The 14,607-nt window shown below is 36.8% G+C and carries 13 protein-coding genes; 10 read left to right on the top strand and 3 right to left on the bottom strand.

The window, feature by feature from the left end:
- Positions 1–32 precede the first annotated feature (32 nt).
- On the bottom strand, positions 33–722 hold the full coding sequence (locus tag IEV41_RS17445) for an RsfA family transcriptional regulator (RefSeq protein WP_188389796.1): 690 nt from the start codon (positions 720–722) through the stop codon (positions 33–35).
- A 243-nt stretch (positions 723–965) separates the two neighbouring features.
- Between IEV41_RS17445 and IEV41_RS17440 the strand changes: the two genes are divergently transcribed.
- Positions 966–1,190, top strand: a complete 225-nt coding sequence (locus IEV41_RS17440; protein ID WP_188389795.1) for a YuzB family protein — start codon at positions 966–968, stop codon at positions 1,188–1,190.
- A 114-nt stretch (positions 1,191–1,304) separates the two neighbouring features.
- Positions 1,305–2,606, top strand: a complete 1,302-nt coding sequence (locus IEV41_RS17435; protein WP_188389794.1) for an HD domain-containing protein — start codon at positions 1,305–1,307, stop codon at positions 2,604–2,606.
- Positions 2,607–2,777: 171 nt separating this feature from the next.
- Here IEV41_RS17435 and thmT read toward each other — a convergent pair whose 3' ends face one another.
- Positions 2,778–2,963, bottom strand: a complete 186-nt coding sequence (thmT, locus tag IEV41_RS17430) for a 2-hydroxymuconate tautomerase (RefSeq protein ID WP_188389793.1) — start codon at positions 2,961–2,963, stop codon at positions 2,778–2,780.
- A gap of 264 nt (positions 2,964–3,227) precedes the next feature.
- Between thmT and IEV41_RS17425 the strand changes: the two genes are divergently transcribed.
- A complete protein-coding gene (locus IEV41_RS17425) occupies positions 3,228–3,908 on the top strand; it encodes a site-2 protease family protein (protein ID WP_188389792.1) in 681 nt (226 codons plus the stop codon).
- Between the two features lie 15 nt (positions 3,909–3,923).
- Positions 3,924–4,433, top strand: a complete 510-nt coding sequence (locus IEV41_RS17420) for a YwhD family protein (protein ID WP_188389791.1) — start codon at positions 3,924–3,926, stop codon at positions 4,431–4,433.
- A gap of 135 nt (positions 4,434–4,568) precedes the next feature.
- Here the strand turns inward: IEV41_RS17420 and IEV41_RS17415 are convergent, their stop codons facing one another.
- Positions 4,569–6,608 carry a transglycosylase domain-containing protein gene (locus IEV41_RS17415; RefSeq protein ID WP_188389790.1) on the bottom strand — a complete coding sequence of 680 codons (2,040 nt, stop codon included), beginning with the start codon at positions 6,606–6,608 and terminating at the stop codon, positions 4,569–4,571.
- Between the two features lie 207 nt (positions 6,609–6,815).
- On the opposite strand from IEV41_RS17415, the gene speE reads away from it, so the two are divergent.
- From speE to argS, 6 genes are all read left to right on the top strand, one after another.
- On the top strand, positions 6,816–7,643 hold the full coding sequence (gene speE / locus IEV41_RS17410; RefSeq protein ID WP_188389789.1) for a polyamine aminopropyltransferase: 828 nt from the start codon (positions 6,816–6,818) through the stop codon (positions 7,641–7,643).
- A gap of 13 nt (positions 7,644–7,656) precedes the next feature.
- The gene (speB, locus tag IEV41_RS17405; RefSeq protein WP_188389788.1) at positions 7,657–8,538 is read left to right on the top strand and encodes an agmatinase; all 882 of its coding nucleotides are present in this window, start codon (positions 7,657–7,659) and stop codon (positions 8,536–8,538) included.
- A 114-nt stretch (positions 8,539–8,652) separates the two neighbouring features.
- Positions 8,653–10,353: a methyl-accepting chemotaxis protein gene (locus IEV41_RS17400; RefSeq protein WP_188389787.1), complete on the top strand. Its 1,701-nt coding sequence runs from the start codon at positions 8,653–8,655 to the stop codon at positions 10,351–10,353.
- A gap of 168 nt (positions 10,354–10,521) precedes the next feature.
- Positions 10,522–12,219, top strand: a complete 1,698-nt coding sequence (locus tag IEV41_RS17395) for a methyl-accepting chemotaxis protein (RefSeq protein WP_188389786.1) — start codon at positions 10,522–10,524, stop codon at positions 12,217–12,219.
- A gap of 127 nt (positions 12,220–12,346) precedes the next feature.
- Complete coding sequence (locus IEV41_RS17390; RefSeq protein WP_188389785.1) at positions 12,347–12,790, top strand: YwiB family protein; 444 nt, start codon at positions 12,347–12,349, stop codon at positions 12,788–12,790.
- Complete coding sequence (argS, locus tag IEV41_RS17385) at positions 12,783–14,453, top strand: arginine--tRNA ligase (protein WP_188389784.1); 1,671 nt, start codon at positions 12,783–12,785, stop codon at positions 14,451–14,453. The genes IEV41_RS17390 and argS overlap by 8 nt, the downstream gene beginning before the upstream one ends.
- The last annotated feature ends 154 nt before the right edge of the window (positions 14,454–14,607 follow it).

Genomic DNA, 14,607 nt, shown 5'->3' with positions numbered 1-14,607 from the left:
AAAAAAACAGGAAGTCTATGCTAGGCTTCCTGTTACTCTGCAATTCGTTCTAAATTTCCGTTTTTGTCCATTCGAAATGAAGATGCTACTATGTTTCTGTCTTCCTCATCAAATAATACCATTTTACGGGCACGATTCATAATCTTCATAAGGGTTTCATAGTCTTCTTGAATAAATGTAGAATCTGCTTCTAATTTACCGATTTTGCCCTCTAATTCGCATGCTTTTCCTTTTATAAGTTCATTTTCTTGTTTCAAGCGTATATTTTCTTGTTGGAGTGCTTGAATAGTTACATGTTCATGAGCCATGCTTTGCAAAAATACAATAATATCATGCATCGTTAATGTAGTTGGGGCTGTAGCATGTACCATAGGTGTTGCATGTGATATAACGGTAGGAGTTATTGGAGTTTCCATTTCCTCTTCATGGAACTCTACTAATGGCATAGAAGGTTGATATAATGGCTTTTTCTTAGCCTCGTCTCCATTCGATGTACGTTGTTTTCCTTTCCAATACTTTCTTGCCAGCTTTAAGGACTGTTCGTATTGATGACGTACAACTGCATTCCAACGAAAACCACATGCAGCGGATGTTCGATTTAATATATCCCCAACTTCTTCAAAGGCGTTAAGTTGTGTACTACCTTCTCGTACGTGTTTTAAGACTGTTTCAGCTAACAATAAATCATTTTCTTCTGTCCAAGCATCTTGTCTTGTTTTCATGATTTCGACTCCTTTACATGAAGGGAGTTCGTATTCTCCCATTCTTCATTTATTGACCTTATGTAGGCTAATTAGTATTAGAATAGACAGAGAAAAAGAAAAATATACAAACATCGTACTCTAATGTGTTAATAGATTGGTATGTTCGACAGATACTTGCATGTATAGAAGAGAAACGGTACAATACGACATAGTGCAAAGTTAGGAAAAAACATGTTTATTGTATAGAAGGGATTGTCTATCGTGGCGAACGAATTTCGAATTTGTGATGATTGCCAGGCGACAAATATTAAGACATTAACGCCTCGCTTAAAAAATATAGATTCAGAAGCAGAAATTAAAATTGGATGTCAATCGTATTGTGGTCCTGGTCGTAAGAAATCTTTTGCTTTTGTTAATAACCGTCCTGTAGCAGCGCCAACAGAAGACGAGTTAATTGTAAAAATTGAAAAGAAGTTAGGGAAATAACTTTTTAAAAAGAAGTCGAAAAGAGAAGGTTTCTTCCTTTTTCGGCTTCTTTTTTTCTTGTAGCCATGGCTATATAATAGAGAGTAAGAATGAAGATGAGAAAGGGGGAATAGCATGCTTTATCGCAATCAAAAATTGAGCGAAACAAAAGTATTTAAAGACCCTGTACATAGATATGTGCACGTACGTGATCAGGTGATTTGGGATTTAATTGGTACGGAAGAATTTCAACGCTTACGCAGAATTAAACAATTAGGTACGACGTACTTTACATTTCACGGGGCAGAACATAGCCGCTTCGGTCATTCATTAGGCGTATATGAAATTATTCGTCGTATGATTGATGACGTATTTACAGGAAGAGAAGCGTGGAATGATGATGATCGCTTGTTATGCTTATGTGCAGCATTGCTTCACGATGTTGGACACGGTCCCTTCTCTCATGCATATGAAAAAGTATTTAAGTTAAACCATGAAGAGTTTACACAGAAGATTATTCTAGGGGATACAGAAATTCATGCGGTCTTAACAAAAGTAAGTACGACTTTCCCACAAGAAGTAGCGGAGGTTATTGGGAAAACATCGAAGAATAAACTTGTAACGAGTATGATTTCCAGCCAAATTGACGCGGATAGGATGGATTACTTATTGCGTGATGCACATTTTACGGGTGTAAGTTATGGGAATTTTGATTTGGAAAGACTATTACGTGTCATGCGACCACAGCAGCATCAAGTCGTTATTAAGCATAGTGGGATGCATGCAGTAGAGCATTACATTATGAGCCGTTATCAAATGTATTGGCAAATTTATTTCCATCCGGTAAGTCGCAGTGCAGAAGTTATTTTAGCAAAGATTTTGCACCGGGCGAAGAAATTGCATCACGAGTATTATAATTTTAAACATGAGCCAATTCATTTTTATTCTATTTTTGCAGAAGAAGTAACGTTAGAAGATTACATTAAATTAGATGAAGCAGTCATGACTTATTATTTTCATATGTGGCAAGAAGAAGACGATGCAATTTTAAGTGACTTATGTCGCCGTTTCTTGAATCGAAAGTTTTTCCAGTACGTAGATTTTACAGATAAGTGGGAGGTAGAAGAGTGGTCAGAACTTCTACACTTATTTAAAGAAGCAAATATCGATCCTGCTTATTATTTAGTTGTCGATTCTACGTCGGATTTACCCTATGATTTCTACCGAGAAGGGGAGGGAGAAGAACGGCTGCCAATCCTCCTTCTAATGCCGAGTGGTGAATTACGTGAATTATCGCGTGAGTCATATATTGTAGAAGCAATCTCAGGGAAGAAGCAGACGGATAAGAAGTTATTCTATCCACACGACCTGATTTATAATGGTGAAGACAATCGCGATGTAAAAGATAGAATCATCCGTTTACTAGAAAGTAAATAAGGTAAATGGTGGATAAAGAGCCAATGTTCATATCGAATATTGGCTCTTTATGTGTATATATGTTGATATATAAAGCTTTTTGACATCCTTTTGACATCAGAAAAAAACATATTCGTAACGCTTTCGTTAAAGCAGTTTTCAACGAAGTATGGTAAGATGAGTAGTGGATATTTACTCGTCACTTAGGCGTTTTCCGCCAACCGCATATTGGTTTTTTGACATTTCTTCGATAAATACTACGACTTTTTCTGCTGGCGCACCTGTTGTTTCACTAACTGCTTGTGTGACTTTCTCAGCAAGAGCTTTTTTTTGCTCTTCTGTGCGCCCTTCAAGCATTTTAACTGTCACATATGGCATACGCAATCGCTCCTTTATGTATAAAGTGAACCCTCTCCATTTGACTGTAACAAGTTGATAGAAAGTGACAACATATTTGCTTTCTATATGATCATTGTTTTGTCTCTTTGAGGGTAAAGGTAGTTTTGGCATGGCAGTTATAGTGCCTAGCCAATTTCATAGTAGCATTGTTATAACTTCTTGGTCAATGAAGAGACCATTGCATAGAAAGTAGTGTTCTTACATAGAAGATATTAGATTATAAAGGAAGAAAGGGGAAGAAATATGGAAGGATTTCTTCGGTTTCAATTGGACCAAATACCGTTTGTTGCAATTAGTTTAATTATTGCATTTACTGTACACGAATTAGCACATGCATATGTTGCATATAAATTTGGAGATCCAACAGCAAAGAATGAGGGGAGATTAACACTTAATCCAATCGCACATTTAGATCCAATTGGTACATTGCTTATTTTCATCGCTGGATTTGGTTGGGCGCGTCCTGTACCTGTCAATCGTTCGTATTTTAAACGCCCTCGTTTAGCGGGTGTGTTAGTTGCACTCGCTGGCCCATTAAGTAATTTAATTATTGCATTCCTTGGCATTTTTATATGGGAAGCACTAATTAATTTTCATTTAGTACAGGCGCTAGATGCCATCTTACCAAGAATGGATGAATTCGTGCGAGATTTATTCAACATGCTAGTCTTTTTAAATGTAATGTTATTTGTGTTTAACTTAATTCCATTCCCACCATTAGATGGATACCGTATTTTAGAAGATTTAGCTCCAGATAATATTCGTTCGAAAATGATTTCAATTGAACCGTACGGTGGCTTTATTTTCTTATTCTTAGTTATTACACCACTTGGCTCATATATTTTCACACCAATTTTCAAGGTAGCTATTCCGTTTGTAATTAGCGTATTATATGGTATTATAGGTCCATTATTCGGTTATTAGAAGGAGGGTATATATATGGCTGAACAAAAGAAAAAAAGCATTGGTTTTAACATTTTAAAGAATGATTCAACAAGTGGACATGGTGGATTCGGTGTTGGTGCGCTTAGTTTAGAGAACATGTCTCCTGTTATTGTAGATGTAACAGAAGAAGAAGCATTCGTTGATTTAGGTGCAATGCATGCACGTAGTGTGGTGGAAAAAGGGATTAAATTTTTAATGAATAAAGAAGAAGTACCAAATGGGAAACCATATTGGCTTGTATGGGTAACGATTGAACGCACGGAAGAAGGCCCATATTATGCAGGTGTGACGGCTTGTGAAATGACAGTAGACCGTGAAATTCGCCGTGGTTATAAGTCATTACCAGAGCACGTTAATAAAATGGATAAGTCATTAAAGCGTCACATTATGGTTGATTTCATGGATGAGAAATCAAAGAAAGTATTAGCACAGTTTTTAGTAAATCATGATGCAGGCATGTGGGAGCGTTCGAAAGAAGAATTAAAGCAAGGTCTGCAAGCATAAACGACGCATATATTTGTACATTTCGTTCTAAATTATGTACACTATAGGAAAGTCTATCCATAGATAGAACTAGGACAAAGAAAAGGCCCAAGTGACCCCCATCACTTGGGCTTTTTCTTCTATTATTAGGAAATATTAGAACGGTAGCCATCTTCTATACCATTTTTCTTGAGATGGTGTTTCTTCTTGTTGTTTTTGAGTTGTACAATGTTCAGTTGGTTCGGTTCCTTTAACGAAATACATTGGCTTTGCAGCTGGGCATGCTTCTGTCGCAAGAAGACCACTATGGGGGTCGACAGATAGAGAAACGACGTTGGCTGGTTGTTCAAATGTGCTTCGTTCGGTATGCTTTAACCCTTCTTCCATAAAGGTTGCCCAAATGTTTTTGGCTAATTGTTGTTCTTGTTTTGTTTCTAGTTTTCTACCTTCATCGTAGCCAATCCATACTCCGGATACGAGAGTTGGTGTAAATCCAATCATCCAACTGTCAGTATTTGTTGTACCAGATTTCCCTGCATATTGTCTCGTTAGTTTAGAAGAAATCGCATGGCCTGTTACAGGATGATAACTGTTCAAACGATGGTCGAACATTCCTGTCATGAGTTGGGATAAGATAAATGTTACAGATTTATCTAATTCATTTTCTTGTTCGATGTGTGCATCATATAAAACATTCCCAGCTTGGTCGATAACTCGTTTAATGAAAAATGGAGAAATATGTTTTCCTCCATTTGCAATCATGCCATATGCACTTGTCATATCAGCTAGTGTGACAGGGGAGGTACCTAATGCGAGTGATGGAACAGCGTCTAGTGGAGAGTGGATACCAAATCGCTTTGCCGTTTCAACGAGTGTTTCTTTTCCGAGAGAAAGGTGGGTTTTTACTGCATAAATATTATCGGAAAGAGCGAGTGCTTCAGCTAGTGTAATGAATCTATTTCCATATACATTGTTTATGTTATGTGGCGTATATGCATCGGGACTGCTTTCTTCTTTGAATGTGGTTGGTTCACTCTTTAACTTTGTTGCAGAGGTATAACCATTTTCTAGTGCTGCGTAATATAACAATGGCTTAAAGGTAGAACCTGGTTGGCGTACGGCTTGCATAGCTCGGTTGAAAGGACTTTTTTCATAAGAGCGCCCTCCAATAAGTGCTTTTACTTCACCTGATTGTGCATCCATAGCGAGGAAGGATGCTTCTAGCTTGGATGTGTGTGGAATCGATGTGTGTAGTTGTTTCTCTGCTAGTTGCTGTAGAGGAGTATTAATGGTTGTGTATATATGTAAGCCGCCTTTTTTTATCGTTTCTGCATCAATACCTGTCTTCGTTTGTAATTCTTGTTTCATTGCATCTTGAAAATAGGGTGCAACCATGCTCTTTTCCTTTTCATGCTGAGGAGTAGCAAGTTGTAAAGGTATTTGAATAGCCATTTTTAACGCTTCTTCCGAGAGGAGCTTATTGTCATGCATGGCCTGTAAGACTAAATCTCGTCGTTCTTTTGCTTTTATCGGATCAAGAAATGGGGAATAATAGCTTGGTCCTTTCGGAATAGCAGCAAGTAATGCAGCCTCTTCAAGCGTGACATCACGTGCTTGTTTTTGGAAATATAGATTTGCTGCAGCCTCTATGCCATATACACCATGTCCATAATAAATGGTATTTAAATACCCTTCTAAAATATCTTCTTTCGCATAATTAGCTTCTAACCGTACTGTGTATACAGCCTCCATCCATTTTCGTTTCCATGTTTTTTCTTTATCCAAATATAAGTTGCGAGCGTATTGTTGGGTAATGGTACTTGCTCCTTGTACTTTCCCCATTGCTTTTATATCTGCAATAAGTGCACCGACAATACGATGGAAATCAAATCCGTGATGTGTTTCAAATCGTCGATCTTCAATAGATATGGTTGCATCGATAATAGCAGGGGCCATTTTTTCTAAAGGAATCCAATGTCTTTTTTCATTGTGATAATCAGTTTCTAATAGTTTATTGCTATCGTCATAAAAGAATGTCGTTTCGGGTACGGCAAGAGATGGAGGGCCAGCTAATTTTGCTAGCAAATAGATAGATAAAATAATTGTTGCTAAAAAGAAAGTAGTGAAGCAACTAATAATAGTAAGTGCTCGAATGTATTTATGTATTCTACTGCTTATTTTCCTTTTTGTGTTCATATAAAGCGCCTCCGACCGTTTGTTTTTCTTTATTCAGTATGGAATGAGGAGGCTTGTTTTAAACGTCTTTTATCTATTGAAAAATGGTAGATTAGTAGCGAAAAAATTTGAAATGAAAATAATACTGTACTTTTTCGAAGATTTATTTTATTTTGTATTAGTGAAGAAAATTCTCACATATGTAAAATTGAAGGAGATGAAGGAAAATTGGAATTATGGTATACAGAAAAGCAAACCAAGAGTTTTGGTATTACCGCGAAAATAAAAAACACTTTACATAGCGAGCAGACGGAGTTTCAGAAGCTTGATATGATTGAAACAGAAGAATTTGGTAACATGTTAGTATTAGATGGCATGGTAATGACAACAGAGAAAGACGAGTTTGTGTATCATGAAATGGTAGCACATGTACCTTTATTCACACACCCGAACCCAGAGAACGTATTAGTTGTTGGTGGTGGAGACGGTGGCGTTATTCGTGAAGTGTTAAAGCATCCAAGTGTAAAGAAAGCGACATTAGTTGAAATTGATGGCAAAGTAATTGAATACTCGAAGAAATATTTACCTTCTATTGCAGGCGAGTTAGACAATGCACGTGTAGAAGTAAAAGTAGGCGATGGCTTTATGCATATTGCACAAAGTGAGAACGAGTATGATGTTATTATGGTTGATTCAACAGAGCCTGTAGGACCAGCTGTGAATTTATTCTCAAAAGGTTTCTACGCAGGAATTTCAAAAGCGTTAAAAGAAGATGGAATCTTTGTAGCGCAAACGGACAACCCGTGGTTCAAAGCAGATTTAATTTCACAAGTATCACGTGATGTGAAAGAAATCTTCCCGGTAACGCGTCTTTACATTGCAAATATCCCAACGTATCCAAGTGGTATGTGGACATTTACAATGGGTTCTAAGAAGCACGATCCATTAGAGGTAAGTGAAGAGCGCTTCCATGAAATCGACACGAAGTACTATACGAAAGAGCTTCATAAGGCAGCATTCGTATTACCACGATTCGTTGGCGATTTAGTGAAGTAAGGAGGCATATGTGATGCGATTTGATGAAGCATATTCAGGAAATGTATTTATTGGAAGTCACAAAGATGTAGAAACAGCAGAGGCAATTATTTATGGTATGCCAATGGACTGGACAGTTAGTTTCCGCCCAGGTTCACGTTTCGGTCCGGCTCGTATCCGTGAAGTATCATTAGGATTAGAAGAGTACAGCCCATACATCGATCGTCATCTAGAAGAAGTAAAATACTTCGATGCAGGTGATATTCCACTTCCATTCGGTAATGCACAGCGCAGTCTTGATATGATTGAAGACTATGTAGGGAGTATTATCGAAGCAGGAAAATTCCCATTAGGTATGGGGGGAGAACACCTTGTTTCATGGCCAATTTTTAAGGCAATGTACAAGAAGTATCCAGACTTAGCAATTATCCATATTGATGCTCATGCAGATTTACGTGAAGAGTATGAAGGAGAGCCTTTATCTCACTCAACACCAATTCGCAAAGCATGTGGATTAATTGGAGCAGAGAACGTCTACTCATTTGGCATTCGTTCTGGTATGCGTGAAGAATTCCAATATGCGAAGGAATCAGGCATGCACATGTACAAGTTTGACGTGTTAGAACCATTAAAAAATGTATTACCAACATTAGCGGGACGCCCTGTTTATGTGACAATTGATATTGACGTATTAGACCCAGCTCATGCCCCTGGAACAGGAACAGCAGAAGCTGGTGGTATTACATCAAAAGAATTATTAGAATCGATTACAGCGATTACGAAGTCAGATATTTGTGTTGTTGGTGCAGATTTAGTAGAAGTAGCTCCAGCATACGATTCAAGTGAACAAACGCAAATTGCTGCGTCTAAGTTCATCCGTGAAATGCTATTAGGATGGGTTCAAAAGAATAAGTAATGAAAGAAACAGTAAGCCATAGTTATTAAATTATACACTGGCTTGCTGTTTTTTTGTCTTGTACCTAGATGGAGAAGTTGAGCTGTAGTCTATATAAACAAAGGGGTAAAACATATGTTCAAGCGAATTAAGCAACTAAAAGTAGCCACCAAGATGCGGGTTATCGTCATATTAGCATTTTTTTCTATTGCTTCTCTTGGCTTTCTTGGCTATTCCAGTATGAAGAAATTAAACGAGAATACAACAGCCATGTATGAAAAGCAAACATTGCCGCTCGTCGAAACGATTAGCTTACGAGCAATGTTCTTGAATATGAGGCTTGTAGCACAAGAAGGTTTTCTTGGATATAGTACAGAAACAAATGAAAAAATGAACTATTACATAGAACGTCTTGATATGCATATGAGTAATTTCCGTAAGTATGACATTCGAGAAGAAGATAAAAAAATGATGGATGAATTGGAAGATTTGAAAGAAAAGTATGAAGCGAATTGGGAGAAGAGTCGTCCATTTTTACTAGAAAATGAGCCTGTTCCAGCGGAATTGAAAGAAGAAATAACAGAATTAGGGGATCTAGCAGAAGAGAAAGTTCGGATTCTACGTACAGAAAAAGTAGAAGAAGCAAAAGTATTAGCAGCAGATAGTGAGGATATTTATAAAAGCAATATACGCATATTCGTCATTATTTCAGTAGTGTGTTTAATAATAATCGCATTATTAGCAATTATTATCATTCGACATTTACAGCGTACTTCAAAAGAAATGATTACTACGTTAGATGAAGTGGCGTCAGGTGACTTCTCTATTCAAATAGAGAATGACGAAAAGGTAACAGAATTTGGTCAAATGAAACACTCTCTACAGGAAGCGATAGAAAAAATTGCGGTAATGGTGGCATTAATTCAAGAAAAATCAATGTTTGTTCACCAATCTTCGAATCAACTAGAAGTAATTTCAACAGAGATGTCAAACTCTTGTGAAAATGTATCTTCTTCTATTCAAGATATTGCTGAGGGAACAGCTGCGCAGGCAGAGGATTCTATAGCAATGACAGATGTGTTATATGCATTTAATGAAAAGTTAGAAGAGATGATTCAGGCAATGAAAGAAATTGATCAAAATACGAAGAATATTCATACACTAGCCAATAGTAGCAATCATGATATGCAGCAAGTAGTAATGTCGGTAGAAGGTGTAGATGTTGCGTTCCATGAAGTAATTCAACTAACGAATAATGTAGGAAGTACGCTTCAGCAAGTGAACGACATCACAAATGTTATTAATACAATCGCAGATCAAACGAATCTATTGGCATTAAATGCAGCAATTGAATCAGCTCGTGCAGGGGAAGCTGGTAAAGGCTTTGCGGTTGTAGCGAATGAGGTACGCAAGTTAGCTGAACAATCGAGAGTTTCATCAAAACATATTACAGATTTAATTACGAAAGTATTAGTCGAAGCAAATGATATGATTGAGAACACAAAACAAATGAAGCAAGAGTTAGACAAGCAGAAGAAGGATATTCATGTTGCTATAGGTTCCTTCCATCGTATTCGTGAAGAAGTGGAGGCTATTCACCCGAAGATTGAATCAATGACTGTTGCATCGCAATTCATTCATCATCAAAAGAATAGTATCTTAGAAAAGGTAGAGGAAAGTGCAGCCATTGCAGAAGAAACATCAGCTTCAGCAGAAGAAATTGCTGCAGCATCGGAAGAAATGTTTGCGTCCTCCGAGCAAGTATCCGCTACGGCAGCGACTCTGTCACACATGACTACTGAAATGTTAGAAGAAGTGAAGAAATTTAGAATCTAACAGTATACTTGTTTCTTTTAGGAAGAAATAGTCGCACACAGATTAATTGTGCGACTATTTCGCATGTTGTTAAAAATCCTTTTTAGTAGACCGATAAATAGTATGTGGTTTTTATAAATAAAAACACATTTGGTGGATTATAACAAATGCAACGAGAGGAGAACAAATATGCTTAAAAAGTTACAACATGTGAAACTATCCACATTTATTATAATGATGGCGGCAATTTCACTTTTCTTCTTAGTATCCCTTGGAGTAATAGGGTATACAAATATGAAAAAGATGAATGAAAATACAACAGCTATGTACGAAGAAGGAACAGTACCAATTACGGAAACAATTAGTTTACGAGCAATGTTCTTAAATATGCGCGTCTCATTTGCAAATGCGTTGCATGAGTACGATAATAAAGCGAATGAAACAATGGAGAAGTATGCAAAAAACCTTGATGTGAGTGTTAATAGACTACGCTCATTTGGTTTATCTGATAAAGAAAAGGAAGTAGTAACAAAAGTTGAGGCGGTTGGAAAAAGTTATTTTACTAAATGGAAAGAAGCAGTTGTCTATTTAGAGAAAAATGAAGCAGTACCAGCAGACTTACAAAAAGAACTGTTAGAACTTGGGGCGAAAGCAGAAGAGTCTATTCGTGAATTTAGAGATATACAAGTAAAAGAAGTAGAAGAATTAGTCAGTGATAGTGCTGATGTATATAATGGAAGTCAACGTTTATTCATGGCGATGGCTATTATATGTAGTGTACTTATTTGCTTATTAGCATGTTGGGTGATTTACTCTATTCGTAAATCATCAAAAGAGATGATTTATTTATTGCAAGAGATTTCAAAAGGTGACCTATCTACTGAAATTCATGTTGATAGCAATACGGAGTTTGGGAAAATGAAAAGTGCATTAAAGTCTTCAGTAGAGAATTTTGCTAGTATGATTGGTGCAATTAAAGAAAAATCACTTACAATTGACCAAGAATCTACTAATTTACATCAAATTTCAGATGAAATGAAATCGTCTTGTGAGAATGTAACTGCATCTATTCAAGATATTGCAAAAGGAACGAATGTACACGCAGAAGAGGCAAGTCACGTTACGTCATTATTAAATGAGTTTAATGAGAAGTTAGTAGCAATGTCTAGTGATATTCGTGAGATTGGTGAGAATACATATGCGATTCATTCAGTGGCACATGAAAGTGATCGTGAAATGAAGCAAGTTGTCCAATCTGTTGAACATGTGAATGAATCTTTTGCACATTTAGTAACAATGACGGCGAATGTTGGAGAGAGTTTACAAGAAGTAACGAATATTACATCGCTTATTAATACAATTGCCGACCAAACGAATTTATTAGCATTAAATGCTGCCATTGAATCGGCGCGTGCAGGAGAAGCAGGAAAAGGATTTGCGGTTGTTGCGAATGAAGTGCGTAAATTAGCGGAGCAATCACGTAATTCATCTCAGCAAATTACAGAACTAATTAGTAAAGTAATGCAAGAATCAGACAAGATGGTAGAAAATACGCATCAAGTAAATGAGGAATTGCAGAAACAGAAGAAGGATATTAATGTTGCCATTCAATCTTTCCAAGGTATTACACAAGAAGTGGAGCGAATTAATCCGAAAATCGAGGCGATTCGAGAATCTTCTCAATTTATTAATCAGCAAAAGGATACAATTTTAGCACAAATGGAAAGTAGCGCAGCGATGGCAGAAGAAACATCTGCTTCTTCGGAAGAAATAGCAAGTGCATCTGAAGAGATGTACGCATCTTCTGACCAAGTTTCAACGACTTCTAGACAATTAAAGGCAGTTACTGAAGAAATGGTAGAAGAAATGAAGAAGTTTAAGCTTTAGAATAAAAAAGGGCGTCGATAAGACGCCTTTTTTTATATTAATAGGAATGTTTTAGTCGCTGTTGAAGGAATGATAGGGAACGATTATACTTAAGTGTATTCACAGGAATGGAAAGGTGTTGCAAGTGGTGAGTAATGAACAAAAAGGTTTACCAATAAAACTTAAATTTGTAACAGAAATACGAGATGGCAAGCGAAAAGAGACTGTTGCATTTGATACAAATGGTCTATACTATGAAAAGGGTAAAAATAGATATTTAACTTTTCAAGAGCCTCATGAACAAGGGGAAATAAAGACGATTGTGAAAATGTACGACGATGAAGTGTTAATCATGCGTTCGGGTGTTGTTTCGATGCGCCAGGTGTATAAAAAAGGACATTGGACGCAGGGGACATACCAAAATACGTTAGGACAATTTTCAATGGATACGAAAACAGATAACGTTCTTGTTCAATGGTCGGAAAAAACGAAAAAAGGATCATTATTTGTGACGTATCAGTTACTTCTTCAAGGAAATGAAGCTGGTAGATATACGATTACGATTAATTTCAAGGAGGATCACCATGAATAGTTTAGAACAAGTAAAAGATATACTTAAACAAGAAATTAAAGAAGCAGTGCTGAAAGCTGGCTTAGCAACGGAAGAGCAATTACCAGAAGTAATGCTAGAGTCACCAAAAGATAAAGCGAACGGAGATTTCTCAACAAATACAGCAATGCAATTAGCACGTGTAGCAAAAAAAGCACCTCGTATGATTGCAGAAGAATTAGTAGCTAATTTGGATAAAGCGAAAGCATCTGTTGAGAAAATTGAGATTGCTGGTCCAGGATTCATTAACTTTTACATGGACAATAGTTATTTAACAGATATCATTCCTACTATTCTTGAAGCTGGTGGGAAATACGGTGAAACGACTGTTGGTAACAATGAGAAAGTACAAGTAGAGTTCGTATCTGCGAATCCAACAGGAGACCTTCACTTAGGACATGCCCGTGGTGCGGCAGTTGGTGCGACACTTTGCAACGTCCTAGCAAAAGCAGGATATGATGTTTCTCGTGAGTATTACATTAACGATGCAGGTAACCAAATTCATAACTTAGCTCTTTCTGTTGAAGCTCGTTATATGCAAGCACTAGGATTAGAGAAAGAAATGCCAGAAGACGGCTACCATGGCCAAGATATCATTGGAATCGGAAAGCAATTAGCAGAAGAATTCGGTGATAAATATGCAAATGTAGACGGTGAAGAAGCATATAACTTCTTCCGTGAGTATGGATTAAAATACGAATTAGAAAAATTAAAACGCGACCTAAAAACATTTGGTGTAGAGTTTGATGTATGGTATTCAGAAACATCATTATATAAAAACGGTAAGATTGATGAAGCACTAGCTGATTTAAAAGCACGTGATGAAATTTATGAAGAAGAAGGAGCAACATGGTTCCGTTCTACAACATACGGAGATGATAAAAATCGTGTATTAATTAAGCAAGATGGCTCTTACACATATTTAACACCAGATATTGCCTATCACCGTGATAAAATCGAGCGTGGTTTTAACAAGTTAATTAACATTTGGGGTGCAGACCACCACGGATATATTCCACGTATGAAGGCTGCTATTCAAGCGCTTGGTCACGAAAAAGATACGTTAGAAGTAGAAATCATCCAAATGGTTCAACTATACCAAAACGGCGAAAAGATGAAAATGTCAAAACGTACGGGTAAGGCTGTTACACTTCGTGAGTTAATGGAAGAAGTAGGAGTAGATGCAATGCGTTACTTCTTTGCAATGCGTAGTTGTGATTCGCATTTAGACTTTGACATGGACTTAGCCGTATCGAAATCAAATGAAAATCCAGTATTCTACTCACAATATGCACACGCACGTGTATGCTCAATTCTTCGTCAAGGAGAAGAGCTAGGCTTAGCGAATGCAAGTGATGTGAATTACAAATTAATCGATTCAGAGAAAGAATTCGATCTTCTGAAGAAAATGGGTGAATTCCCAGCAGCAGTATCTGAAGCAGCAACGAAGCGTATTCCACACCGTATGACAAATTATGTATTCGAGTTAGCACAAACACTTCATAGCTTCTACAATGCAGAAAAAGTATTAGACACAGAAAATATGGAGAAATCAAAAGCTCGTTATGATTTAATGAAAGCAGTTCAAATTACAATTCAAAATGCACTAGCATTAATTGGTGTATCTGCACCAGAAAAAATGTAGTAGTAAAGACTTTCTTACAATTTATTGTAAGAAAGTCTTTTTTAGTTTGTTTATAAAATAATACTTTTGACAGATAACAAGAGAATAAAATGCTAAAAGATTTTGTTACAACTTTCGTAAGAAATTCTTTTTCTCTTCATATTCTATACATTAT

Source organism: Priestia taiwanensis (assembly GCF_014638355.1).
In the GTDB taxonomy this organism is placed as follows: Bacteria; Bacillota; Bacilli; order Bacillales; family Bacillaceae_G; genus Priestia_D; species Priestia_D taiwanensis.
Note: the sequence above shows the minus strand (reverse complement) of the source record. Positions and strands in the feature narration are given on the sequence as shown.